Here is a 21,993-nt window from a genome sequence, read left to right as displayed (position 1 = left end):
AGGAGGGGTTGCCGTCCGCGGACGGCAGCCCTTCTCCTCGGGCAGGTCAGACCAGGTCGCGCCAGTCGATCGCGGCCTCGTCGTCGTCCAGGACCGGATTCGGCGACGTGATGACCGGGAGCGAGACCGTCTCGGTGGAGGGACCCATGAGTGTCGCCTCGTCACGACGGTGCCGCAGCACGTTGTCGATGTAGCTCGTCAGCGTCTCGGCGAGCGGCACCGACTTGCCCTTCGCCTGCGAGAGGTACCAGCGGTGCTCCAGCAGCTGATGGAACACCTCGGCGGGTTCGAGCTTGGAGCGCAGGTCCCACGGGATCGCCTTCACCACCGGCTCGAACACGCGTGTCAGCCACTCGTGCGCGACCATCTCCTCGTCGGAGCCCAGGCGCGAGATGCGGGCGCGGAACTCGTCCAGATCGTTCAGCAGCCGCCTGGCCTGGTTCTCCTCGACGTCCAGGCCGGTCAGGCGCAGGAGCCGCCGCTGGTGGTGGCCGGAGTCGACCACCTTCGGCTGGATGGACACCTTGGTGCCGTCGGCGGTGGCGTGGATGGACATCTCGCCGATGTCGAAGCCGAGGTCGTTGAGACGCTGGACGCGCTCGGTGAGCCGCCACGCCTCGTCGGCGCGGAACGTCTCCTCGTCGGTGAGCGCGGCCCACAGCGCGTGATACGACGACACGATCCCGTCGGCGATCTCGATCGCGTCGACACCGCCCTCCAGCCGGCCGCCGGCCTCCAGATCCATGATCTCGCCGGCGATGTTCGTGCGGGCGACGTCGAGGTCATGCGCGCGCTGACCGCGGGTGAGCCCGCTCTCATGGAGCTCGCCGGTCTCCGCGTCGACGAGATACGCGGCGAACGCCCCCGCGTCACGGCGGAACAGCGTGTTCGACAGCGACACGTCGCCCCAGAAGAAGCCGACGTTGTGCAGGCGGACGAGCAGCAGCGCGAGCGCGTCCACCAGCCGGGTGGCCGTGTCGGGCCGCAGGACCTGCGTGAACAGCGCGCGGTAGGGCAGGGAGAACTTCAGGTGCGCCGTCACCAGGGCGGCCGGCAGCGGCTCGCCCGCGGCATCCGTCCGTCCCGCGATCACCGCGACGCGCTCGACGCAGGGGACGTCCAGACGGGCCAGGTTGCCGAGCATGTCGTACTCGCGCTGCGCCATGGCCTGGGTCGTCTCCTTGATGGCGACGACGCGTCCCGAGAGATTGGCGAAGCGCACCAGGTGCCGCGAGATGCCCTTGGGGAGGAAGACGATGTGGTTCGACGGCCAGTCGCCCAGCGGCGTCGACCAGGGGAGGGTCAGCAGCCCCGGATCGACGCTGCTGGCGGTGATGCTCAGGGCCTCGGACACATCAACTCCTGGAGACAGCGCGACGGCGCGGGGGGATGGCTCCCACCCGCGCCGTCTCGACGGATGACGTCAGGCGCCCGAGACCACCGGGGCGTCGTTGAGGCGCTCGCCCGACTCGATGTCGAAGGCGTGCACGTGCCCCGCGGTCGCCGCGAGCGTGACGGTCTCGCCCGCGTGCGGGTGGCTGCGTCCGTCGACGCGCGCCACGATGTCGGTGCGCTTGCCGTTGATGTCGGTGTGGCCGTACAGGTAGCCGTCGGCGCCGAGCTCCTCGACGAGGTCGACGACCACCGACAGGCCCTTGCCGTCGGCCGGGCCGACCACGATGTCCTCGGGGCGGACGCCGATGGTGACCTCGCTGCCGTGGGCGCGGCCGACGGTGTCGCGGTCGAGCGGGACGACCTCGCTGCCGAACTGCACGCCGCCCTCGGCGAGCGCTGCCGGGAAGAGGTTCATCGCGGGCGAGCCGATGAAGCCGGCGACGAACACGTTGTTCGGCTTCTCGTAGAGGTCGCGCGGGGTGCCCACCTGCTGGAGGAGGCCGTCCTTGAGGACCGCGATGCGGTCGCCCATGGTGAGGGCCTCGGTCTGGTCGTGCGTGACGTAGACGGTGGTGACGCCGAGGCGGCGCTGCAGCGACGCGATCTGAGTACGGGTCTGGACGCGGAGCTTGGCGTCGAGGTTCGACAGCGGCTCGTCCATGAGGAACACCTGCGGCTGGCGGACGATCGCGCGGCCCATGGCGACACGCTGACGCTGACCACCCGAGAGGGCCTTCGGCTTGCGGGTGAGGTACTGCTCGAGGTCGAGCAGCTTGGCGGCCTCGAGGACGCGCGCGGCGCGCTCCTCCTTGCCGACACCGGCGATCTTGAGCGCGAAGCCCATGTTCTCGGCCACCGTCATGTGGGGGTACAGCGCGTAGTTCTGGAAGACCATCGCGATGTCGCGGTCCTTCGGCGGGACGTCGGTGACGTCGCGGTCGCCGATGAGGATGCGGCCGGAGTTGACCTCTTCGAGGCCGGCCAGCATGCGCAGCGAGGTGGACTTGCCACAGCCCGACGGGCCGACGAGAACGAGGAACTCCCCGTCACCGACCTCGAGGTTGAGCTTGTCGACGGCGGGGCGGGTGCCCCCGGGGTACAGACGAGTTGCGTTGTCAAACGTGACGGACGCCATGTTCTCTTCTCCTTCACCGGCAGGTACGTGCCGGACGATCCGTAGTGAGGAATGAGCGGGGGCTTGACCCGCACGCCCGCCATCGGGCGCACGAACAGTATGACACGGCGCGCGCGGAGGTTGCGTCTGGGCATTTCCCAGGGTGGCTGGCTAGCATCGTGAACGGCCCTTTTCCCGTCCGGCCCCGCCGGAATCCCGGCCTTCTTCACGTCCCGAGAGGTTCCATGTCCAGCGACGAGTCACCGAACGCAGCGCCGCGCGAGCGCCGCGACGCCGTGCGCGAGAAGGCTCAGCAGGTGAAGGCGCGCCAGTCCCGTGCGCGACTCATCCGCAGCGCCTCGCTCGCTGCCGTCGCGGTGGCGTTCGTGGCGGTCATCGCGGTCGTGGTGACGTGGACGGTGTCCTCGAGCGCGTCCAAGCCGACCATGAGCCCGGGCAACGACGTGGACGGCGGGTTCATGGTGACGGGCGTCACAGGCCTCGGCATCGCGTCGGACGCCTCCGGGGCCGACGGCCAGGTGCAGGGCGACGCCACTCCCACGCCCACCCCCACCACGCCCGCGCCGACCCCCACGCCCACCGCATCCCCGACCGAGACGCCCGCCGTCGACATCCACGTGTACGTGGACTACCTGTCCACCGGCTCGCGCGACTTCCAGCTGGCCAACATGACGCAGCTGTCGGAGTGGGTCGGCGAGGGCGCCGCGACGCTCACGTACCATCCGGTGGCCATGCTGACCGCGAAGTCGAACGGCACGAAGTACTCGCTGCGCGCCGCCGGCGCCGCCGCGTGCGTGGCCCAGAACTCCCCGGACTACTTCTTCGCGTTCAACGACGCCCTGCTGCGGGAGCAGCCCGACCTGGACTCCGACGGCTACAGCGACAGCGAGCTCGCCGCCCTCGCGATCGCGACGGGTGTGGACGGGCCGAAGGACGTCCGCAGCTGCATCGAGGAGCAGGCCTACACGTCGTGGGCCAAGACCGAGACGGAGCGCGCGCTCAAGGAGCTTCCCGGCACGGACGGCATCGCCCTGACGACGACGCCGATGGTGATGGTCAACGGCACGCAGTACGTCGGCGCGCTCGACGACCCCAAGGAGTTCGCGCAGTTCGTCCTGACGGTCGCCAGCGACGCGTACTTCAAGGCGACGCCGACGCCCACCCCGACGCCCACGCCAACCCCCTGATCGGGTCGGAGCGGCGCGCCGGTAGACTGGGCGCTCTGCCGGCTTGGCGCAATTGGTAGCGCACCTAACTTGTAATTAGGGGGTTGCAGGTTCAAGTCCTGTAGCCGGCACCGGAATCACCCGCACGAGACGGCGGCTCGCGCCGCCTCTCAGGGAGCGGGCTCGAAGGTGATCGTCACGGGCGCCGCGCCGGTGGCCCGGTCGTACACCAGCGTCCCGGTCACGCGCGCGGGGCCGGTCGACGGTCCGATGGTGGCGGTGAAGGTGTCGCCGTCCGCACTGCGGTTGAACTCGCCCAGCCGCTCGTCGAGCGGCTCCAGCTCCGCGGGGTCCCACCCCAGCTCGGGCGCGAGCGCGCGCAGATGATCCAGCGCCCCCGCCCAGCCGCGCACGACGTCGGGCGAGAGGGTGACGGCGACCAGTCGATCGTCCTCGGCGTTCACCGTCAGCCCCGAGACGTCGTCGAGCACGTACACCTCGTCGCCGGCGGCGATGATCGTCCTGACCGGCCTGCGGAACTCGGCGGACTTCTCGCCGTCCGCCGGGAGCCCGAGCTCGGTCGCCGAGAGACCGCCCGAGCCCACGCGGATGCGCAGCGTGCCCTCGACGTTGACGTAGTCGAAGCCCGCGTCGGTGAGCATGCTCGATCCGTCGGCGGCCTTCTGGTCGTCGGAGGCGGCGGGGCGCTCCTGCGTCCACCACGACCCCTGGATGGCCAGCGCCGCCACGACCGCGCCGATGATGATCAGGGCGAGCACCGCGGCGGGCAGCCAGGCGAGGAGCGCGCGGGTGCGGGAGCGGGTGGCCACGTCTCAGCGTAACCGGGGGCCGCGCGCGGCACGGCAAGATGGATCAGGTGACCTCTCGCCGACTGCCCGCATGGATCGGCATCGGCGGAGCTGTCCTGATCGGCGTCCTGACCGCCGCCCAGGCGCGCATCAACGGTGAGCTCGGGTTGCGCATCGGCGACGGGTTCGCCGCCGCCGTCATCTCGTTCGGGTCGGGCCTGCTCGTGCTGGTCGTGCTCTCCGTCGGGCTTCCGCGGGGCCGCCGGGGCTTCGCCGCCCTGGCCACCGGACTGCGCGAGCGCCGGATCCCGGTGTGGATGCTCTGCGGCGGCGTCGCGGGTGCGCTCTCGGTCGCCACGCAGTCGCTGGCCGTCGGGATCATCGGCGTGGCGCTGTTCACGGTGGGGGTCGTCGCCGGCCAGGCGGTGAGCGGTCTGCTCCTCGACCGGTCGGGGATCGGCCCCGCCGGCACCGTCGCGGTGACGCCGGCGCGCCTCGCGGGCGGCGCCCTGTCGCTGCTCGCGGTCGCGGTGTCGCTGGCGGGTGGAGTCGAGGCTCCCGTCGCGCTCATGGTGCTGCCGTTCCTCGTGGGCGCCGGCATCGCGTGGCAGTCCGCCGTCAACGGCCGCCTGCGCCAGCGGGTGGGATCACCGCTCACCGCGACCCTCGTCAACTTCATCGGCGGCACCGCGGTGCTGGCCGTGGCCGAGCTGATCCACACCGCGATCGCCGGTCCGCCGACGTCCTTCCCGCCGGATCCGTGGCTCTACCTCGGCGGCGTGATGGGCGTCGCCTACATCTTCCTCGCGGCCGCCCTCGTGCCCTACACCGGTGTGCTGCTGCTCGGGCTCGGAACGGTCGTCGGACAGGTCGTGACGTCCGTGGCGATCGATGCGGCATGGCCGACGAGCGCCGCACCGGGACTGCTGTCGTCGCTGCTCATGTCGTCGCTCGCGATCCTCTCGGTCGTGGTGGCCGTCGTGCCCTGGAGACGGATGCCCCGCTCCGGGCGCTGACCCGGCACCCGAGCCGCCCCGCCGGGGACCTCCTGGTGGCAAGCTGGTCATCGTGCCGAAGGTGTCACCCCTCGTTCGCGACCCGCGGGCGGTCGCGCGATGACGCGCCCGCTGCTGCGGGCGGATGATCTCGCCGAGCTCGACCGGATGCTCGCGCCCACCGATGAGCTGCTCGCCGAGCGCTACCCGGGGGACGACGGCTCCCGCCAGCCCCTGCACACCGTGTACGTGCCCGCCGACCGCTACACGCCCGCGCTGCCGCGCGAGTGGGGCGAGGCGGCGCTCGAGGCGATCGAGCGGCAGGGCGGGATGGCGTCGGCGATGCGGGAGCTCGGGATCCCCGACGCCCATGCCGGTGCCGTCGGCGCGTTCGTCGGGCGCAGGCTGGCCGCCGAGCCGATCGACGACCTCCGGCTGGATCTCGAGGACGGCTACGGCGATCGCGGTGACGAGGTCGAGGACGCCGATGTGCGCCGCGCCGCGGAACGGGTGGTCGCGGCGGTGGCGGAAGGGACGGCGCCGAAGCTCGTCGGCGTGCGCATCAAGGGCCTCGAGGCCCGCACGCGCGGTCGCGGCATCCGATCTCTCGAGCTCTTCCTCGCCGGACTTCGAGAAGGCGGAGACCTGCCGGACGGGCTGATCCTGACGCTGCCGAAGGTGACGACCTCGGCGCAGGTCGCGGCGATGGCAGCGGTATGCGGCCGGCTGGAGGAGCGCTGCGGGCTCGCGCCCGGGCGTCTGCGCTTCGAGGTCCAGGTCGAGACGCCGCAGCTCGTGCTCGGCCCTGACGGCATCTCGCCGCTGCCGCGTGCGATCGCCGCGGCCGGCGGTCGCCTGAGCGGGCTGCACTACGGGACCTACGACTACAGCGCATCGCTGGGGATCGCCCCCGCGCACCAGTCGATGGAGCATCCCGCCGCCGATCACGCGAAGAGCGTCATGCAGGTCGCCGCCGCCGAGACCGGGGTGCGGCTGTCGGACGGCTCGACGAACATCCTCCCCGTCGGGGATCCGGAGTCGGTGCGCTCGGCGTGGCGGCTGAGCGCGCGTCTGGTCCGGCGGTCGCTGGAGCGCGGCTTCTTCCAGGGGTGGGATCTGCACCCCGCCCAGCTCGTGCCCCGGTTCGCCGCGAACGGGCTGTTCTTTCGCGAGGGGCTCGCACCGGCCGCAGCGCGGCTGCGGGACTGGGCGCGGCGGCTCGACGGTCCCGTCCGTGACGAGCCCGCCACCGCCCGTGCGCTCGCCGCGTTCGTCGCCCGGGGGGTCGCATGCGGGGCGGTCACGGCCGAAGAGGCGACGGATGCCGCCGGCATCGAGATCGCGACGCTCGCCGTCCTGGCACACCCGGAGACCGCCCGCAGGGAGTCCGCATGAGCTACTACACGCCCCGGGGCGGTCTGCCGCCCCAGACGGACCTGCTGACCGACCGCGCCGTCGTCACGCAGGCGTACACGTTCATCCCGCGGGGCGTGCTGCGCGACATCGTCACGAGCAGCCTGCCCGGATTCGAGCGCACGCGGGCATGGGTCCTCGCCCGGCCGGTCGCCGGATCGGCGACGACGTTCGCGCAGCTCATCCTCGAGATCGCACCGGGAGGGGGGTCCGACGCGCCGGAGGCGGAGAGCGGGGTGGAGGGCGTGCTGTTCGTCACCGCCGGCGCCCTCAGCCTCACGGTCGAGGGCACGAGGCACGCACTGGAGCCGGGCGGCTACGCGTACGTGGCCGCCGGGGCGGACTGGTCGCTGGCCAACGAGGGCGACGAGCCCGTCGGCCTGCACTGGATCCGCAAGGCCTACGAGCCGATCCCCGGCGTCCCCGCGCCGGGGTCGTTCGTCACCCGCGACCAGGACGTCGAGCCGCAGCCGATGCCCGGGACCGGCGGCGCGTGGGCGACCACGCGCTTCGTGGACCCGGACGATCTCGCGCACGACATGCACGTCAACATCGTGACCTTCCAGCCGGGCGGCTCCATCCCGTTCGCCGAGACGCACGTCATGGAGCACGGTCTGTTCGTGCTGCAGGGCAAGGCGGTCTACCGGCTCAACGAGGACTGGGTGGAGTGCGAGGCGGGGGACTACATGCTGCTGCGGGCGTTCTGCCCGCAGGCCTGTTACGCCGGCGGGCCGGAGCCGTTCCGGTACCTGCTGTACAAGGACGTCAACCGGCAGATCCGGCTGACCTGAGCCGTGACGGATCTCGACGAGCACACGTACGACCTCGTCGTGCGGGGCGGGCGCGTCCTCGTCGGCGGCGCCGTCCGAGCCTGCGAGCTGGGCGTCGACGACGGGGCGATCGCCGCCATCGAGCCGCTGGGGCGCTCGCTCCCCGGCCGAAGGCTCGTCACGCTGCGCGAGGACGAGGTGCTCCTTCCCGGACTCGTCGACACGCACGTCCACGTCAACGAGCCCGGGCGCACGGCGTGGGAGGGGTTCGAGACGGCCACGAAGGCGGCGGCCGCCGGAGGAGTCACCACCATCATCGACATGCCGCTGAACAGCGTTCCGCCGACCGTCTCGGTCCCCGCGCTGGAGCGCAAGCGCAGCGCGGCGGCCGGTCAGGTCTTCATCGACGTCGGATTCTGGGGCGGAGCGGTGCCGGGCAACACCGGCGATCTCGCGTCGCTGCACGACGCGGGCGTGTTCGGCTTCAAGTGCTTCCTGGCACCGTCGGGCGTGGCGGAGTTCCCCCCGCTGGACGCCCGCGAGATGGAGCGCGCCATGGCCGAGACCGCCCGCCTGGGCTCGCTGCTCATCGTCCACGCCGAGGACGCCGACGCCCTCGCGCAGGCACCCGCCGCCGCGGGCACCGGCTACGGCGCCTTCCTCGCGTCACGTCCTCGCGCCGCCGAGGACCGCGCGATCGCCGATGTGGTGCGGCTGGCCCGCCGCACCGGCGCGCGCACCCACATCCTGCACCTGTCGTCGTCGGACGCCCTCCCGATGCTCGCGCGCGCGAAGCGCGACGGCGTCCGCCTCAGCGTCGAGACGTGCCCGCACTACTTGACGCTCGTCGCGGAGGAGATCCCCGAGGGCGGGACCGCGTTCAAATGCTGCCCGCCGATCCGCGAGGCGCCCAACCGCGAGGGGCTGTGGCGCGGACTCGCCGACGGCACGATCGACGCGGTCGTGAGCGACCACTCGCCCTCGACCGTCGACCTCAAGCACATCGACGACGGCGACTTCGCGGCGGCCTGGGGAGGCATCGCATCGCTGCAGCTGGGACTGCCGCTGGTGTGGTCGGAGGCGCGGCGGCGCGGCATCCGTCTCGAGAAGGTGGTGGAATGGATGTCGGCGCGACCGGCGGCCCTGGCGGGTCTTGCCCGAAAGGGCGGCATCGCGCTCGGCTTCGACGCCGACCTCGTCGTGTTCGCACCGGACAGCGAGTTCGTCGTCGACGTCCACCGCCTGCACCACAGGAACCCCCTCACCCCGTACGACGGCCGCACGCTGTCGGGCGTCGTGCGGGAGACGTTCGTGCGGGGGCGGCGCGTGGACTTCGCCGAGCCCGGCGGACGCCTGCTGCGCCGCGGCGCCGCGTGAGCGCCGAGTCCGCGGTCGCCTGACCGCAGACCGACAAGCCCGGAAGAAGAGTGACATGTCCGCAGATCCCTACGGCGGTGGCCCCGACCTCCTCGACGCCGACACCGACCTCCGCAGGCCGGTCGCGACGCGTCCAGGACGCCACCGTGCCGTCGACCCCGCCATCGCCCGGTCCTGGCTGCTGGTGCCCGGCACCCGACCCGACATATTCGACGACATGGCGGCGTCGCGGGCCGACGCGGTGGTGCTCGACATCGAGGACGCCGTCGACCCCAGCAAGAAGCCGCAGGCCCGGGCGGACGTGGTCGACTGGCTGCGGGCGGGGGGACGGGCGTGGGTGCGGGTCAACGACGCCGCGAGCCCCTTCTGGTCGGACGACCTCGCAGCGCTCGCCGGCATCCCGTCGCTCCTGGGCGTCATGCTGGCCAAGACCGAGTCGCCCGACCAGGTGACGAGCTCCTTCGACCGGCTCGGCGGCAACGCGCCGGTGGTCGCCCTCATCGAGTCGGCGATCGGCATGGAGGACGCCGCCCACATCGCCCGCGCACGCGGCGCCTTCCGGCTCGCGTTCGGCAGCGGCGACTTCCGCCGCGACACGGGCATGAGCGCGGATGCCGAGGCGATGGCGTACCCGCGCGCCCGTCTGGTCGTCGCCAGCCGCGTCGGCGACCTCCCCGGTCCCATCGACGGGCCGACGGTGGGCACCAGCATGCCGACGCTGCGCGAGCACTCCGCGATCACGGTGTCGATGGGCATGACGGGGAAGCTGTGCCTGGCCGCCGAGCAGGCGCCCGTCATCAACGAGGTGATCTGCCCGACGCCGAGCGAGGTGGAGTGGGCGTTGGACTTCCTCGCCGACTTCGAGGGCCGCGGGCGCGTCATCCGCGACGGCAGCGACTTGCCGCGTCTCGGCCGTGCGCAGAAGATCGAGAAGCTGGCTCTCGCGTTCGGCGTCCACCCGACGTCGTGAGCCGCCACCGAGCAGAGAGCGAAAGGGACTACGACATGACCGACGGCAATCGCCTGAGCGAGGGTGCACCGAATCCGGGCTTCGCGCTGCCCGACTCCACCGGCGCCGCGGTCCGGCCGGAGGACTTCGCCGGGCGCCGCCTCATCGTGTACTTCTACCCGGCTGCGTTCACCCCGGGCTGCACCACCGAGGCCTGCGACTTCCGCGACAACCTCGCCGCGCTGCAGGCAGCAGGGGTCGCGGTCGTCGGCATCTCGCCGGACTCGGTCGAGCGGCTGGCGGAGTGGGCCGAGGCCGAGCGGCTCGAGTTCCCGCTGCTGTCCGACGAGGACTACGCCGTCGCCGAGGCGTGGGGTGCGTGGGGACCGAAGGTGGTGAAGGGCCAGGAGCGCATCGGGCTCATCCGCTCGACCTTCGTGCTCGCACCCGACGGAACGATCGAGTCCGCTGAGTACGGCGTCGACCCGAACGGGCACGTCGACCGGCTCCGCGCGCAGCTCGCGGCCTGAGGCGCCGCGCCGCGATCCGCTCCTCGTCGCGCCGGATCCCCTTCCCGCGACGCTGGACGCAGGCCCGCCGGCGCGACACGATGGCTCGTGAGGCGGCGAAGGGCGGGCGATGGAGCTCGAGGAGTTCAACCGGCTCGACGCGCGGTCGGCGGCCGAGCTGCTGCGACCGTGCCTCGACATCGATCGGTGGGTGCACGCCGTCGTCGCCGGCCGCCCGTACCGTGACCTCGCGGCGGCGGTCGAGTCCGCCCGTACGGCGGCGCGGCCCTGGACGACGGCCGAGATCGACCGCGCGCTGGCACGTCATCCGCGGATCGGCGAGCAGGCGGGCGGCGCGGATGCCGAGGCCGCGCTGTCGCGTGACGAGCAGGCCGGCGTCGGGACGGCGTCCGCCGATGTCGCCGCGGCGCTCGCCGGCGGGAACCGGGCGTATGAGGCGACGTTCTCACGCGTGTTCCTCATCCGTGCAGCCGGTCGGAGCGCCGAGGAGATCCTCGAGGCGCTGCAGGAACGACTGACGCATTCCGAAGCCGAGGAGATCCCGGTGATCGCCGAGCAGCTCCGGCAGATCGCCGCCCTCCGGATGGAAGGGATCCTCACCGCATGAGCCACATCACCACCCACGTCCTGGATGCCTCGACCGGCAGACCCGCCTCCGGGGTCCGCGTCTCCCTCGCCACGGGCGACGGCGTCGGGATCGCCGCCGGCGTGACCGACGAGCGCGGGCGCGTCGCCGAGCTGGGGCCTGAGCGGCTCGAGCCGGGCGCGTACCGGCTGTCCTTCGCCATCGGCGACTACTTCGCAGCCTCCGGGCGGGAGACGTTCTACCCGGCGGTGTCGATCGACTTCAGCGTCGCCGACGCCGACGAGCACTACCACGTGCCCCTGCTGATCAGCCCGTTCTCGTACTCCACGTATCGCGGGAACTGAGATGGAGGACAGCGCGTTCGTCCTCGGTGCCAACCAGTACGGCAAGGCGGAGGTGCGGCTCGTCCGCATCGACCGGGCGACCCCGCGCCACGAGATCACCGATCTCACCGTGACCTCGCAGCTGCGCGGGGACTTCGAAGCCGCGCACGTCCGCGGCGACAACGCGCGGATCGTAGCGACCGACACCCAGAAGAACACCGTCTACGCGCTCGCCCGCGACGACGTCGGATCGCCGGAGGCCTTCCTGCTGCGGCTGGGCCGTCACTTCACGGGAAGCTTCCCGTGGGTGAGCGGCGGGCGATGGGAGGCGGAGCAGGCCGCGTGGAGCCGGATCCCGGTGGGCGGCGAGGGGCACGAGCACTCGTTCGTCCGCGGCGGGACGGAGACCCGCGTGGCGGTGGTCACGATCGACGGGCGCGACGAGACGGTCGTCGCGGGACTGCAGGACCTCGCCCTCCTGAAGACGACGGGGTCGGAGTTCCGCGGCTTCCCGCGGGACCGCTTCACGACGCTGGCCGACGTGACCGATCGCGTGCTGGCGACCCGCGTGAGAGCGCGATGGCGGTACAACCGACTCGACGTCGACTTCGACCAGACGTACGCCGACGTGCGCCGGGTCCTGCTGGAGACCTTCGCCCAGACGCATTCGCTGGCACTCCAGCAGACGCTGTTCGAGATGGCACGGCACACCCTGGCCGCGCACTCCGAGATCGACGAGGTGCGGCTGTCGATGCCGAACCTGCACCACTTCGCCGTGGACCTCAGTCCCTTCGGGCTCGACAACCCCGGCGAGGTCTTCTTTCCCGCCGACCGTCCGTACGGGCTCATCGAGGCGGCGGTGCTGCGCGAGGGCGCCGACGGCGATCATCCCGCGTGGCGCGGCATGGCCGGCTTCTGCTGAGCGGATGCCTCCGCCGGCCTGGTGAGCGGCGCGGCGGGGCGTGGCATCCGTGTCAGGGCATGCGGGTGACGAACCTGCGCGCGTCCACCGTCTTGCGCCGCTCGGGACGCGACGTGCGAGGCTTGCCTCCCACGTAGAGCCAGCCCAGCAGCTCCTCGTTCTTCTTCAGGCCGTGCGCCTTGGCCACCGCCTTCGCGCGGGTGTAGTGCCCGGTTCGCCAGATCACGCCCCAGCCGGCCTCGTCGAGCAGCAGGCTCAGCATGTGGGCGACGCCGGAGGCCACCGCCTCCTGCTCCCATCGCGGCACCTTGTGGCTCTTGCGATAGCTCGCGACGACCGCCACGAGCAGTGGGGCGCGCAGCGGCTTGGACGAGACGCCCTTGTCGCCCTGCGCCTTGTTGATCGCGCGGCCGAGCCGCTCTCTGTCGTCGCCGCGCAGCTCGATGATCCGCCACGGCTGCAGCGACGAGTGGTCGGCGACGCGGCCCGCCGCGGCCACGAGCTCCAGCAGCTGCTCGTGCGTCGGCGCCTCGTCGGTGACCTTCGACCACGAGCGCCGCGCGAGAGCGGCATCGAGGGCGCCGGGCATCAGGCCTGGACCGGACCGTCGCCCGGCGTGAAGTTCAGTGAGATCGAGTTCATGCAGTAGCGGTCGCCCGTCGGCGTGCCGAAGCCGTCGGGGAAGACGTGTCCGAGATGCGAGCCGCAGTTCGCGCAGCGCACCTCGGTGCGCACCATGCCGTGGCTGCGGTCCTCGATGAGGTCGACCGCCTCGGGCCGGATCGACTCGTAGAAGCTCGGCCAGCCGCAGTGCGAGTCGAACTTCGTGCCGCTCTGGAAGAGCTCGGCGCCGCACGCCGCGCACGTGTACAGGCCGGCACGGCTCTCATCGAGCAGTTCACCCGTCCAGGGTCGCTCCGTCCCGGCTTCTCGCAGCACGGCGTACTGCTCGGGGGTCAGTTCGGCGCGCCACTCGGCGTCGCTCTTGTCGACGGCGTAGGTCATGGGTCCCTCCTCTGCCGCGGATGCGGGCACGCAGTCCATTCTTCCGCAGCATGACGAGGCGCGGTCGGTGCCCGCTGGGGGAACCCCCAGAACTGCGAGGCATCCGCCGATCCGCCAGGATGGCGGGGTGGCGGACCAGAACCGGGACCAGGATGCGGCCGACGTCGCGGAGCGATACGCGCGGTTCGCCCGAGACGAGGCGCCCGGCCGCTCCGCGCTGTACGCCCAGTGGGCGGCGGGCGTCGCCGCGGACCCCGCGACGGCGGCCGTCCTCGCCCGGATCCCCGCGACGCGGCGACAGCCGCCCCTCGTCTTCGCCGTCAGCCGCATGCTCGGCGCCCCGGAAGCGGGGTTCCCCGCCTGGGCGGAGTGGCTGCAGGTGCACGCGGACGCGGTCGTGGCGGAGGCATCCCGTCGCCGACTGCAGACCAACGAGCCGCAGCGGTGCGCGGCGCTCCTTCCCGCGCTCGCGGCCGTCGAGGGCCCGATCGCCCTTCTCGAGGTCGGCGCGAGCGGGGGGCTCTGCCTGTACCCGGACCGCTACTCCTACCGATACCGCACCGAAGGGGCGGTCGTGGCGCTCGATCCCGTCGACGGACCGTCGACCGTGGTGCTGGACTGCGAGGTCACCGGCGACGTGCCGTTGCGGATGCCGGACGTGGTGTGGCGCGCGGGCCTCGATCTCGAGCCGCTCGACGCCGGCGACCCCGCGGACCGCCGCTTCCTCACGAGTCTCGTCTGGCCGGGGGAGCGCGGACGCGCCGACAGGATCCTCGCCGCGCTCGACATCGTCGCCGCCGACCCTCCGCTGCTGCGCGCCGGGGACGCCGCCGACCCCGACACGCTGCGCGCCGCCGCCGCCCTCGCGCCGCCGGAGGCGACGCTCGTGGTGACCACGCCGGGCGTGCTGCCCCACATCGCCCGCCCGGAGCGCGAGCGCCTCGTCGAGACCGTGAGGGGGCTGGACGCCGTCTGGGTCACGATCGACCCGCCCGGCCTGCACTCCGCAGCATCCTGGGCGTGGCAGCCCGCCGTCGACCCTGCGACCTGGGGCGGGTTCGTCCTCGGCATCGACGGCCGCGCGCTCGCCGCCGTCGATCCGCTCGGCGCGTTCGTGCGCTGGCGCGCGTCGCGCCACGGAGAGACGGATGCCGCGGGCTAGCGTGGACGCGTGCCTCTGACCGACCGCGACCGCGCCATCCTCGACTTCGAGGCGGAGTGGCGCCGCCACGCGGGGGCCAAGGAGGAGGCGATCCGGGCCGACCTCGGCATCTCACCCGCGCGCTACTACCAGCTGCTCGGCCGTCTGATCGACACGGCCGACGCGCAGGAGCACGACCCGATGCTGGTGAAGCGCCTGCGGCGCCTGCGGGACGCGCGGGTGCACGACCGCGCGGCGCGCGCCGCCGACGCCCGCTGATCGCCCGGCGGGGTCGCGGGTCCGCCGGTCCTGAACACCCCGCGTTCGCCCGGTAGCATCGTCGGGTGCCGACCACGAGCTTCCCCCGCGATCGTTTCGACGACGTGCCGGAGACGGACCGCGTCGGCGCCCACCGGGCGGAGAACCCGCGCATGCGGGGCTGGGTCGTGCTGCTGTGGGCCGCGCTGGCCACCCTCGTGCTCATCGCAGTCGGCATCTTCGGCACCCTGATCGCCTCCGGCCGCATCGAGCTGGCACCCACCCCGGTGCCGACCGTCGAGCCGGTTCCCGAGGTGACACCGGTCGTCGACACGACCTACGCGGTGATGATCCTCAACGCGACTCCCGAGCAGGGGCTCGCCACCCAGCTGAAGGACGTCGTGGTCGCCGGCGGGTGGGCCGACGATGCCGTTACGGCGGGAGAGGCGGGCTCCGAGGACTTCCCGACGACCACCGTCTTCTACAGCGCCGCCGCCGACGAGGCCGCGGCCGCCGGCCTGGCGCAGGTGATCGGGGGCGCCGCCATCGAGCAGAGCGACGCCTACCCGTCGACCTCGCCCGACACGCCGCAGCTGACCGTCGTCGTCGGCCTGGACCGCACGGCCGCCGGACAGACGCCCGCCCCCACACCCTGACGCGCACCGCTCTGCAGCGCTCGGGCGGGAGTGTGTTTCGCGCCGGTAAACACTTGTGTGCCGGCGTGTCAACAAGTGACGAATCGCCCGATCGGCGTCCGCGCGCCTGCATACGATGAAGCCCAGCAACGCCGGCAACAGGAGAAACGCATGACCCAGGGCACCGTCAAATGGTTCAACGCCGAGAAGGGATTCGGCTTCATCACCGTCGCCGACGGCCAGGACGTCTTCGTCCACTACTCCAACATCGACATGACGGGTTTCCGCGTGCTCGAGGAGGGGCAGACCGTGGAGTTCACGGTCGGGGCGGGCCAGAAGGGTCCTCAGGCCGAGGCGGTGCGCGTCGTCTGAGCCCTCGGCTCAGCGCCCGACGCTGACGACACCCGAGACGGAGTGCCTCACGGCACTCCGTCTCTCTGCGTTTCGGCATCCCCTTCCCGCGGCTTGCACTCGGTAGGGTCGAGTGCCAGAATGATTTAGCACTCGTCTTCATTGAGTGCTAATTCCCAAAGCCAACGTTCCGGAGGGACGACACACACATGGCAAAGATCATCGCTTTCGACGAGGAGGCCCGTCGCGGCCTCGAGCGCGGCCTCAACATCCTGGCCGACGCCGTCAAGGTGACGCTCGGCCCGCGCGGTCGCAACGTCGTGCTCGAGAAGAAGTGGGGCGCCCCCACGATCACGAACGACGGTGTCTCGATCGCCAAGGAGATCGAGCTGGACGACCCGTACGAGAAGATCGGCGCGGAGCTCGTCAAGGAGGTCGCCAAGAAGACCGACGACGTCGCCGGTGACGGCACGACCACCGCGACCGTCCTCGCTCAGGCGCTCGTGCGCGAGGGTCTGCGCAACGTCGCAGCCGGCGCCGACCCCATCTCGCTCAAGAAGGGCATCGAGAAGGCCGTCGCCGCCATCACCGCCGAGCTGCTCGAGTCCGCCAAGGAGGTCGAGTCCAAGGACCAGATCGCCGCCACGGCGTCGATCTCGGCCGCTGACCCGGAGATCGGCCAGCTCATCGCCGAGGCCATCGACAAGGTCGGCAAGGAGGGCGTCGTCACCGTCGAGGAGTCGCAGACCTTCGGCACCGAGCTCGAGCTCACCGAGGGCATGCGCTTCGACAAGGGCTACATCAACCCCTACTTCGTCACGGACCCGGAGCGCCAGGAGGCCGTCTTCGAGGACCCGTACATCCTCATCGCGAACCAGAAGATCTCGAACATCAAGGACCTTCTGCCCGTCGTCGACAAGGTGATCCAGGACGGCAAGGAGCTCGTCATCATCGCCGAGGACGTCGAGGGTGAGGCTCTCGCGACGCTCGTGCTCAACAAGATCCGCGGCATCTTCAAGTCGGTCGCCGTCAAGGCTCCCGGCTTCGGCGACCGTCGCAAGGCGCAGCTGCAGGACATCGCGATCCTCACCGGCGGCCAGGTCATCACCGAGGAGGTCGGTCTCAAGCTCGAGAACGCCACCCTCGACCTGCTCGGCCGTGCGCGCAAGGTCATCGTCACCAAGGACGAGACCACGATCATCGAGGGTGTCGGCGACGCCGCTGCGATCGAGGGTCGCGTGACCCAGATCCGCCGCGAGATCGACAACACCGACAGCGACTACGACCGCGAGAAGCTCCAGGAGCGTCTTGCCAAGCTCGCCGGCGGCGTGGCCGTCATCAAGGCGGGTGCGGCCACCGAGGTCGAGCTGAAGGAGCGCAAGCACCGCATCGAGGACGCCGTTCGCAACGCGAAGGCGGCCGTCGAGGAGGGCATCGTCCCCGGTGGTGGCGTCGCCCTGATCCAGTCCGGCAAGAAGGCGCTCGACGCCCTCGAGCTGACGGGTGACGAGGCGACCGGCGCCAACATCGTGCGTGTCGCGATCGAGGCTCCGCTGAAGCAGATCGCCCTCAACGCCGGTCTCGAGCCGGGCGTCGTGGCGAACAAGGTGTCGGAGCTCCCCGCGGGTCACGGCCTGAACGCCGCCACGGGCGAGTACGGCGACCTGTTCGCGCAGGGCATCATCGACCCCGCCAAGGTGACCCGCTCGGCGCTGCAGAACGCCGCGTCGATCGCCGGTCTGTTCCTCACGACCGAGGCCGTCGTCGCCGACAAGCCCGAGAAGGTCGCGGCCCCGGCCGGCGACCCGACCGGTGGCATGGACTTCTGACCACGTCCACGACCGCGTAGCGTCTCCACAGAACGGCCCCTCCGCTTGGAGGGGCCGTTCTGTGTTCTCCGGGGGTCAGCGGAACATGCTGGTCGCCGCGAGCTCGGTGTCGGCGTACTGGCGCGCGGCGGACGCCAGTGCGACGTTGATCTGCGCCAGCGACTCCTCCACCTGGCGCTGGGTTGCGCGCCACTGCTCGACGACGCCCGCGAAGGCGGCGGACGCCGCTCCCGTCCACGACGACTGCAGCTGCGTCAGCTGGGCCAGCATCGCGTCGGATTCGGCCTGGAGCCGGTCGATCGTGCCCCGCACGGAGGTGGTGGAGGCGAGGATGGTGTCGCTGTCGACGGTGAAGACGGCCATGGGTGCTCCTGATCGATGTGCGGTGGCCGGATGCCGAACCCGCCGTGCCCGCAACGCTAAGCGCGCGGCACGGGGGGAGGTGCGGCATCCGCCCTCATCTGTGCATCGGGCGTCGCGGGGCCGGGATGGGGAGGAGCCCCGTCACTCCGAGGCGTCGGCGAGGCGGGCGAGCGGCTGCGTCGGCGTATCGAGGTGCTCGGCGGCGTCGCGGATGTCGGCCAGCGGGAACGACACGCGGAAGGTCGCTCCGCCTCCGGGGGTGTCGACGACCCCGACCGAGCCGTGCAGCGCCTCGACGATCGACGCCACGATCGACAGCCCGAGGCCCGAGCCGCCCGTCTCGCGCGTGCGCGACGTGTCGGCGCGCCAGAAGCGCTGGAAGATCTTCTCCTTGATCTGGTCGGGCACCCCCTCGCCGTGATCGACGACCTCGATCCAGCCCATGTGCGCCCGTGCGTCGATGCCGACCCGCAGCTCGATGGGGGAGTCCTCCGGCGTGAAGCGGCGCGCATTGCCGAGCAGGTTCGTCACGACCTGCCGGATGCGGTTCTCGTCTCCCAGCACGATCGGCGCGAGGGCGCCGGCGCGCGGCGAAGGCTCCGATTCGGGCAGCACGGACGGCATCTCGCTGGACCCGTTCGCGCTGGAGGCCGGGACGGGCTTCGGGCGTCTCCGCAGCAGCGACAGCGTCGCGCCTGCCCGCGAGATCGCCGACGGCCCGCCGGTCCGCCGCTTCGCGTCGGGGTTGACGGCGTCGTCCTCCTCGTCGGGTGGGAGCGCGGGCTCCACGATCGTGGTGTCGATCGTGGTGACCGGGCGTCGGGGGGAGGCGGCCCGCACATCCAGAGCGGCGTCACGGGCGATGGGTCGCAGGTCGACGGGAGCGATGATCACATCGCGCCGTTCGTCGAGACGCGCCAGCGCGAGCAGGTCCTCGACGAGCAGGCCCATGCGCACGGCCTCCTTCTCGATGCGGTCCATCGACTGGGCGACGTCGTCCTCGCCGCGCACCGCGCCCATGCGGTAGAGCTCGGCGTACCCGCGAACGGTGACCAGCGGCGTGCGCAGTTCGTGGCTGGCGTCGCCGATGAAGCGCCGCATCTGACGCACCGTGGCATCGCGCTGCGAGATCGCGCTGTCTACGCGATCGAGCATCGCGTTGATGGCGGTCTTGAGCCTGCCGACCTCGGTCGTGGTCGGTTCGATGTCCGTCATGCGCTGGCTGAGGTCGCCCGCCGCGATCGCGTCGGCGGTCGACTCGACCTGACCGAGGCTGCGGAACGTGAGGGTGACGAGGTAGCGGGTGGCTACCGCGCCGACGACGAGGATGACGAGCGCGAGGATGCCGTAGATGCCGATGTACTGGGCGACGATCTGGTTGCTGGGCGCCAGCGGCAGCGCCACGAGCTGCGTGTAGTAGTCCGAGACGCTCTCGATGAGATACAGGTCGGTGCTCGCGAGATACGTGTTGCCGGTTTCGGCGTTGGTGAGCGGGAAGGTCGACACACCGCGGATGGTGACCTCCTCGATGGTCATCACCTCGGGGAAGTCAGGGGGAGGCCCGCCGTTGCCGCCGGCGCTCGTCTCGAAGGCGCCGTCGGGACCGTAGATCGCGACGAAGTACGACGGGGAGGGCACATCGGTCTTCTTCGTGAACCGCGGGCCGGTCGCAGTGATCTCGATGTCGAAGAGCGTGCTGGCGACATCGGTGGCGGCCAGCTGCTGGGTCTGCTCGTCGACGCTGGCGACCAGGGCGTTGCGCAGGAAGACCGCCGTGCCGAGTCCGGCAGCGAACAGGCCGACGGCCAGGAGCGCGACGGTGACCCCGGTGACCTTCGCGCGCAGACTCGTGCCGCGCCACCACCGGGTGACCGCATCGGGCTGGTGAGCCAGGTCGCCCCTCCGTTTCCGGGTCCGCCGTCAGGCGGTCTTGCCGGCCTTCAGCATGTAGCCGAAGCCGCGCTTGGTCTGGATGAGCGGCTCGGACGAGTGCGGGTCGATCTTGCGGCGGAGGTACGAGATGTAGCTCTCCACGATGCCGGCATCGCCGTTGAAGTCGTACTCCCACACGTGGTCGAGGATCTGGGCCTTCGACAGCACCCGGTTGGGATTGAGCATGAGGTAGCGCAGCAGCTTGAACTCGGTCGGGCTGAGGTCGATCGAGACGTCCCCGACCTGCACGTCGTGCGTGTCCTGATCCATCGTCAGCTCGCCCGCCCGGATGATCGACTCCTCGTCGGCCTGCATGGTGCGCCGCAGGATCGCCTGGATGCGTGCGACGATCTCATCGAGGCTGAAGGGCTTGGTGACGTAGTCGTCGCCGCCCGCGTTGAGTCCGGTGATCTTGTCCTCGGTCTCGTCCTTGGCGGTGAGGAAGAGGATCGGGGCGGTGTATCCGGCTCCGCGCAGGCGCTTGGTGACGCTGAAGCCGTTCATGTCGGGCAGCATCACGTCGAGGATGATGAGATCGGGCTCCTCTTCGAGGACGGCCGAGATCGTCTGCGCGCCATTCGACACGGCGCGGACCTGGAACCCGGCGAATCGCAGGCTTGTGATCAGCAGGTCGCGGATGTTCGGTTCGTCGTCCACGACGAGGATGCGCGGTGCGGTCATGCCCTCATTATGTCGGCGGATGCCATGGGATGTCTGGATATCGCTCCTGAGTCCGGCTTCCCCGCGCGCCCGGCACCGAGGAGCGCCCCTTGAACAAGCGGGCGGGCAGGGGGAGCATGGCGATCACAGACCCGCGCGCGCACGCTGCCGCAGGCCACGGGGGATGAAGGCCCGCCGCGCGATACGACCGTGCTCGAGGAGGCATCATGGCGCACTTCGTGATCGTCGGAGGCGGGCTCGCCGCGGGCAAGGCCGTGGAGCGGCTCCGCACAGAGGGTTTCGACGGCGACGTCACGGTCGTGACCGCGGAGCGGCATCCGCCATATCAGCGTCCGCCGCTGTCGAAAGGGTATCTGCAGGGGGTCGAGGGGCCGGATGCGGTCGTGCTGCACCCCTCGGAGTGGTACGCCGACGGGATGGCGGATCTTCGCACCGGCACCGTCGCGGTCGCTGTGGAGCCCGGCGACGGGCGGGTCGTGCTGGATGACGGCACGACGCTCGCCTTCGATGCTCTGCTCCTGGCGACGGGGTCGTCGCCGCGACGCCTCCCGCTCGAGGGCGCCGAGCTGCCCGGGGTGCGGACGCTCCGCACGCTCGACGACGCCGACGCGCTCGCGGCCGACCTGCGCGACGGCGGCAGACGGCTCGTGGTGATCGGATCCGGATGGATCGGGATGGAGGTGGCGGCGACCGCGCGGACGCTGGGCAACGACGTCACGGTGCTCGAGCGAGGCGAGGTTCCACTGGCTTCGGCCATCGGTGCGGAGATGGGGGCCGTGTTCCGCGACCTCCACCGGGCCCACGGCGTCGACCTCCGCGCCTCCGTCGGCGTCGACCGGATCCTCGGCGGCGACCGGGTCACCGCGGTGGTCGTGGACGGCGAGGAGGTCGCAGCAGACCTCGTCGTCGTGGGCGTCGGCGCGGCACCGAACCTCGCGCTCGCCGAGGAGGCCGGCATCGCCGTCGACAACGGCATCCTGACCGACGCGGGTCTGCGCACCGACGCCCCCGGCGTGTACGCGGCCGGCGACGTCGCCAACGCGTTCCACCCGGGTATCCGGCGTCGCCTCCGCAGCGAGCACTGGGACAACGCCCTCAAGGGCGGCGCCGTCGCGGCGCGATCGATGCTCGGGATCGAGGCATCCCACGATTCCATCCCGTACTTCTACACCGACCAGTTCGACGTGTCGATGGAGCTGGCGGGCTATCCGCCGCTGATGCGGGATGCCGAGCTGGTCGTGCGCGGCGATGCGGAGGCGAGGCAGTTCATCGCCTTCTGGGTAGGTGAGGACACGGTGGTGGGCGCCATGAGCGTCAATGTGCCGAAGACCACCAAGACCGTGCAGGCGCTGATCCGCTCGGGCGATCGGGTGGACCACGAGCGGCTGCGCGACGAGAACGTGCCGCTGGAGGGGCTCCTCGGCTGAA

The 21,993-nt window shown here is 71.4% G+C and carries 24 protein-coding genes and 1 tRNA gene; 17 read left to right on the top strand and 8 right to left on the bottom strand.

What is annotated here, in order from left to right; all coding sequences use genetic code 11:
• Positions 1-46 precede the first annotated feature (46 nt).
• A complete protein-coding gene (locus ACWGUG_RS14520; protein ID WP_452325105.1) occupies positions 47-1,354 on the bottom strand; it encodes a DUF4032 domain-containing protein in 1,308 nt (435 codons plus the stop codon).
• A 69-nt stretch (positions 1,355-1,423) separates the two neighbouring features.
• The gene (locus ACWGUG_RS14515) at positions 1,424-2,530 is read right to left on the bottom strand and encodes an ABC transporter ATP-binding protein (protein ID WP_378881977.1); all 1,107 of its coding nucleotides are present in this window, start codon (positions 2,528-2,530) and stop codon (positions 1,424-1,426) included.
• Positions 2,531-2,754: 224 nt separating this feature from the next.
• Here ACWGUG_RS14515 and ACWGUG_RS14510 point away from each other — a divergent pair, with 224 nt between their 5' ends.
• Both ACWGUG_RS14510 and ACWGUG_RS14505 read left to right on the top strand, forming a co-directional pair.
• Entirely contained in the window at positions 2,755-3,717 is a 963-nt protein-coding gene (locus ACWGUG_RS14510; protein ID WP_452325104.1) for a DsbA family protein, read from the top strand.
• Between the two features lie 37 nt (positions 3,718-3,754).
• A tRNA-Thr gene (locus ACWGUG_RS14505) sits at positions 3,755-3,827 on the top strand.
• Between the two features lie 39 nt (positions 3,828-3,866).
• On the opposite strand, the gene ACWGUG_RS14500 is transcribed toward ACWGUG_RS14505, so the two are convergent.
• On the bottom strand, positions 3,867-4,526 hold the full coding sequence (locus ACWGUG_RS14500; protein ID WP_452325103.1) for a hypothetical protein: 660 nt from the start codon (positions 4,524-4,526) through the stop codon (positions 3,867-3,869).
• Between the two features lie 38 nt (positions 4,527-4,564).
• On the opposite strand from ACWGUG_RS14500, the gene ACWGUG_RS14495 reads away from it, so the two are divergent.
• From ACWGUG_RS14495 to pucL, 9 genes are all read left to right on the top strand, one after another.
• Positions 4,565-5,521 carry a DMT family transporter gene (locus ACWGUG_RS14495; RefSeq protein WP_336396687.1) on the top strand — a complete coding sequence of 319 codons (957 nt, stop codon included), beginning with the start codon at positions 4,565-4,567 and terminating at the stop codon, positions 5,519-5,521.
• Positions 5,522-5,620: 99 nt separating this feature from the next.
• A complete protein-coding gene (locus ACWGUG_RS14490) occupies positions 5,621-6,895 on the top strand; it encodes a DUF6986 family protein (RefSeq protein WP_452325102.1) in 1,275 nt (424 codons plus the stop codon).
• On the top strand, positions 6,892-7,704 hold the full coding sequence (locus ACWGUG_RS14485) for a bifunctional allantoicase/(S)-ureidoglycine aminohydrolase (protein ID WP_336396685.1): 813 nt from the start codon (positions 6,892-6,894) through the stop codon (positions 7,702-7,704). The genes ACWGUG_RS14490 and ACWGUG_RS14485 overlap by 4 nt, the downstream gene beginning before the upstream one ends.
• A gap of 3 nt (positions 7,705-7,707) precedes the next feature.
• Entirely contained in the window at positions 7,708-9,060 is a 1,353-nt protein-coding gene (gene allB, locus ACWGUG_RS14480; protein ID WP_452325101.1) for an allantoinase AllB, read from the top strand.
• A 55-nt stretch (positions 9,061-9,115) separates the two neighbouring features.
• Positions 9,116-10,030 (top strand): HpcH/HpaI aldolase/citrate lyase family protein, encoded by a 915-nt coding sequence (locus ACWGUG_RS14475; RefSeq protein ID WP_336396683.1) that lies wholly within the window; start codon positions 9,116-9,118, stop codon positions 10,028-10,030.
• Positions 10,031-10,065: 35 nt separating this feature from the next.
• On the top strand, positions 10,066-10,539 hold the full coding sequence (gene bcp, locus ACWGUG_RS14470) for a thioredoxin-dependent thiol peroxidase (RefSeq protein WP_452325100.1): 474 nt from the start codon (positions 10,066-10,068) through the stop codon (positions 10,537-10,539).
• Between the two features lie 109 nt (positions 10,540-10,648).
• Positions 10,649-11,146 (top strand): 2-oxo-4-hydroxy-4-carboxy-5-ureidoimidazoline decarboxylase, encoded by a 498-nt coding sequence (gene uraD / locus ACWGUG_RS14465; RefSeq protein WP_452325099.1) that lies wholly within the window; start codon positions 10,649-10,651, stop codon positions 11,144-11,146.
• A complete protein-coding gene (uraH, locus tag ACWGUG_RS14460; protein ID WP_378881958.1) occupies positions 11,143-11,469 on the top strand; it encodes a hydroxyisourate hydrolase in 327 nt (108 codons plus the stop codon). The genes uraD and uraH overlap by 4 nt, the downstream gene beginning before the upstream one ends.
• Before the next feature lies 1 nt (position 11,470).
• Positions 11,471-12,370 (top strand): factor-independent urate hydroxylase, encoded by a 900-nt coding sequence (gene pucL, locus ACWGUG_RS14455; RefSeq protein ID WP_336396679.1) that lies wholly within the window; start codon positions 11,471-11,473, stop codon positions 12,368-12,370.
• Between the two features lie 52 nt (positions 12,371-12,422).
• Here pucL and ACWGUG_RS14450 read toward each other — a convergent pair whose 3' ends face one another.
• Together ACWGUG_RS14450 and msrB are read right to left on the bottom strand one after the other, a co-directional pair.
• Entirely contained in the window at positions 12,423-12,959 is a 537-nt protein-coding gene (locus ACWGUG_RS14450) for a nitroreductase family protein (RefSeq protein ID WP_378881955.1), read from the bottom strand.
• A complete protein-coding gene (msrB, locus tag ACWGUG_RS14445; RefSeq protein ID WP_336396677.1) occupies positions 12,959-13,375 on the bottom strand; it encodes a peptide-methionine (R)-S-oxide reductase MsrB in 417 nt (138 codons plus the stop codon). The genes ACWGUG_RS14450 and msrB overlap by 1 nt, the downstream gene beginning before the upstream one ends.
• Before the next feature lie 127 nt (positions 13,376-13,502).
• On the opposite strand from msrB, the gene ACWGUG_RS14440 reads away from it, so the two are divergent.
• The 5 genes from ACWGUG_RS14440 (at position 13,503) to groL (ending at position 17,589) form a co-directional block, all read left to right on the top strand.
• Positions 13,503-14,537 carry a DUF2332 family protein gene (locus ACWGUG_RS14440; RefSeq protein WP_452325098.1) on the top strand — a complete coding sequence of 345 codons (1,035 nt, stop codon included), beginning with the start codon at positions 13,503-13,505 and terminating at the stop codon, positions 14,535-14,537.
• Between the two features lie 9 nt (positions 14,538-14,546).
• Positions 14,547-14,795 (top strand): DUF3263 domain-containing protein, encoded by a 249-nt coding sequence (locus tag ACWGUG_RS14435; RefSeq protein ID WP_336396675.1) that lies wholly within the window; start codon positions 14,547-14,549, stop codon positions 14,793-14,795.
• Positions 14,796-14,860: 65 nt separating this feature from the next.
• A complete protein-coding gene (locus ACWGUG_RS14430; RefSeq protein WP_452325097.1) occupies positions 14,861-15,430 on the top strand; it encodes a LytR C-terminal domain-containing protein in 570 nt (189 codons plus the stop codon).
• 150 nt (positions 15,431-15,580) lie between these two features.
• On the top strand, positions 15,581-15,781 hold the full coding sequence (locus ACWGUG_RS14425) for a cold-shock protein (RefSeq protein ID WP_336396673.1): 201 nt from the start codon (positions 15,581-15,583) through the stop codon (positions 15,779-15,781).
• Between the two features lie 188 nt (positions 15,782-15,969).
• Entirely contained in the window at positions 15,970-17,589 is a 1,620-nt protein-coding gene (gene groL / locus ACWGUG_RS14420; protein ID WP_336396672.1) for a chaperonin GroEL, read from the top strand.
• Positions 17,590-17,664: 75 nt separating this feature from the next.
• Here the strand turns inward: groL and ACWGUG_RS14415 are convergent, their stop codons facing one another.
• The 3 genes from ACWGUG_RS14415 to ACWGUG_RS14405 form a co-directional block, all read right to left on the bottom strand.
• A complete protein-coding gene (locus ACWGUG_RS14415) occupies positions 17,665-17,952 on the bottom strand; it encodes a WXG100 family type VII secretion target (RefSeq protein WP_452325096.1) in 288 nt (95 codons plus the stop codon).
• Positions 17,953-18,093: 141 nt separating this feature from the next.
• Positions 18,094-19,590 (bottom strand): sensor histidine kinase, encoded by a 1,497-nt coding sequence (locus ACWGUG_RS14410; RefSeq protein ID WP_336396670.1) that lies wholly within the window; start codon positions 19,588-19,590, stop codon positions 18,094-18,096.
• Between the two features lie 282 nt (positions 19,591-19,872).
• Entirely contained in the window at positions 19,873-20,565 is a 693-nt protein-coding gene (locus tag ACWGUG_RS14405; protein ID WP_336396669.1) for a response regulator transcription factor, read from the bottom strand.
• A gap of 206 nt (positions 20,566-20,771) precedes the next feature.
• Here ACWGUG_RS14405 and ACWGUG_RS14400 point away from each other — a divergent pair, with 206 nt between their 5' ends.
• Positions 20,772-21,992: an NAD(P)/FAD-dependent oxidoreductase gene (locus ACWGUG_RS14400; RefSeq protein ID WP_452325095.1), complete on the top strand. Its 1,221-nt coding sequence runs from the start codon at positions 20,772-20,774 to the stop codon at positions 21,990-21,992.
• Position 21,993: the final 1 nt, after the last annotated feature.

The sequence above is a fragment of the Microbacterium sp. NPDC055455 genome (assembly GCF_053619935.1).
The sequence above is the reverse complement of the archived record's forward strand: the minus strand, read 5'-3'. Positions and strand labels throughout refer to the sequence as shown.

Coding starts and splice junctions, on each gene's coding strand:
- ACWGUG_RS14515 (WP_378881977.1), bottom strand. CDS start 2,530: ATGGCGTCCGTCACGTTTGACAACGCAACTCGTCTGTACCCCGGGGGC.
- ACWGUG_RS14400 (WP_452325095.1), top strand. CDS start 20,772: ATGGCGCACTTCGTGATCGTCGGAGGCGGGCTCGCCGCGGGCAAGGCC.
- ACWGUG_RS14405 (WP_336396669.1), bottom strand. CDS start 20,565: ATGACCGCACCGCGCATCCTCGTCGTGGACGACGAACCGAACATCCGC.
- msrB (WP_336396677.1), bottom strand. CDS start 13,375: ATGACCTACGCCGTCGACAAGAGCGACGCCGAGTGGCGCGCCGAACTG.
- ACWGUG_RS14490 (WP_452325102.1), top strand. CDS start 5,621: ATGACGCGCCCGCTGCTGCGGGCGGATGATCTCGCCGAGCTCGACCGG.
- ACWGUG_RS14425 (WP_336396673.1), top strand. CDS start 15,581: ATGACCCAGGGCACCGTCAAATGGTTCAACGCCGAGAAGGGATTCGGC.
- uraH (WP_378881958.1), top strand. CDS start 11,143: ATGAGCCACATCACCACCCACGTCCTGGATGCCTCGACCGGCAGACCC.
- ACWGUG_RS14510 (WP_452325104.1), top strand. CDS start 2,755: ATGTCCAGCGACGAGTCACCGAACGCAGCGCCGCGCGAGCGCCGCGAC.
- groL (WP_336396672.1), top strand. CDS start 15,970: ATGGCAAAGATCATCGCTTTCGACGAGGAGGCCCGTCGCGGCCTCGAG.
- uraD (WP_452325099.1), top strand. CDS start 10,649: ATGGAGCTCGAGGAGTTCAACCGGCTCGACGCGCGGTCGGCGGCCGAG.
- ACWGUG_RS14450 (WP_378881955.1), bottom strand. CDS start 12,959: ATGCCCGGCGCCCTCGATGCCGCTCTCGCGCGGCGCTCGTGGTCGAAG.
- ACWGUG_RS14475 (WP_336396683.1), top strand. CDS start 9,116: ATGTCCGCAGATCCCTACGGCGGTGGCCCCGACCTCCTCGACGCCGAC.
- ACWGUG_RS14495 (WP_336396687.1), top strand. CDS start 4,565: ATGGATCAGGTGACCTCTCGCCGACTGCCCGCATGGATCGGCATCGGC.
- ACWGUG_RS14485 (WP_336396685.1), top strand. CDS start 6,892: ATGAGCTACTACACGCCCCGGGGCGGTCTGCCGCCCCAGACGGACCTG.
- bcp (WP_452325100.1), top strand. CDS start 10,066: ATGACCGACGGCAATCGCCTGAGCGAGGGTGCACCGAATCCGGGCTTC.
- ACWGUG_RS14415 (WP_452325096.1), bottom strand. CDS start 17,952: ATGGCCGTCTTCACCGTCGACAGCGACACCATCCTCGCCTCCACCACC.
- pucL (WP_336396679.1), top strand. CDS start 11,471: ATGGAGGACAGCGCGTTCGTCCTCGGTGCCAACCAGTACGGCAAGGCG.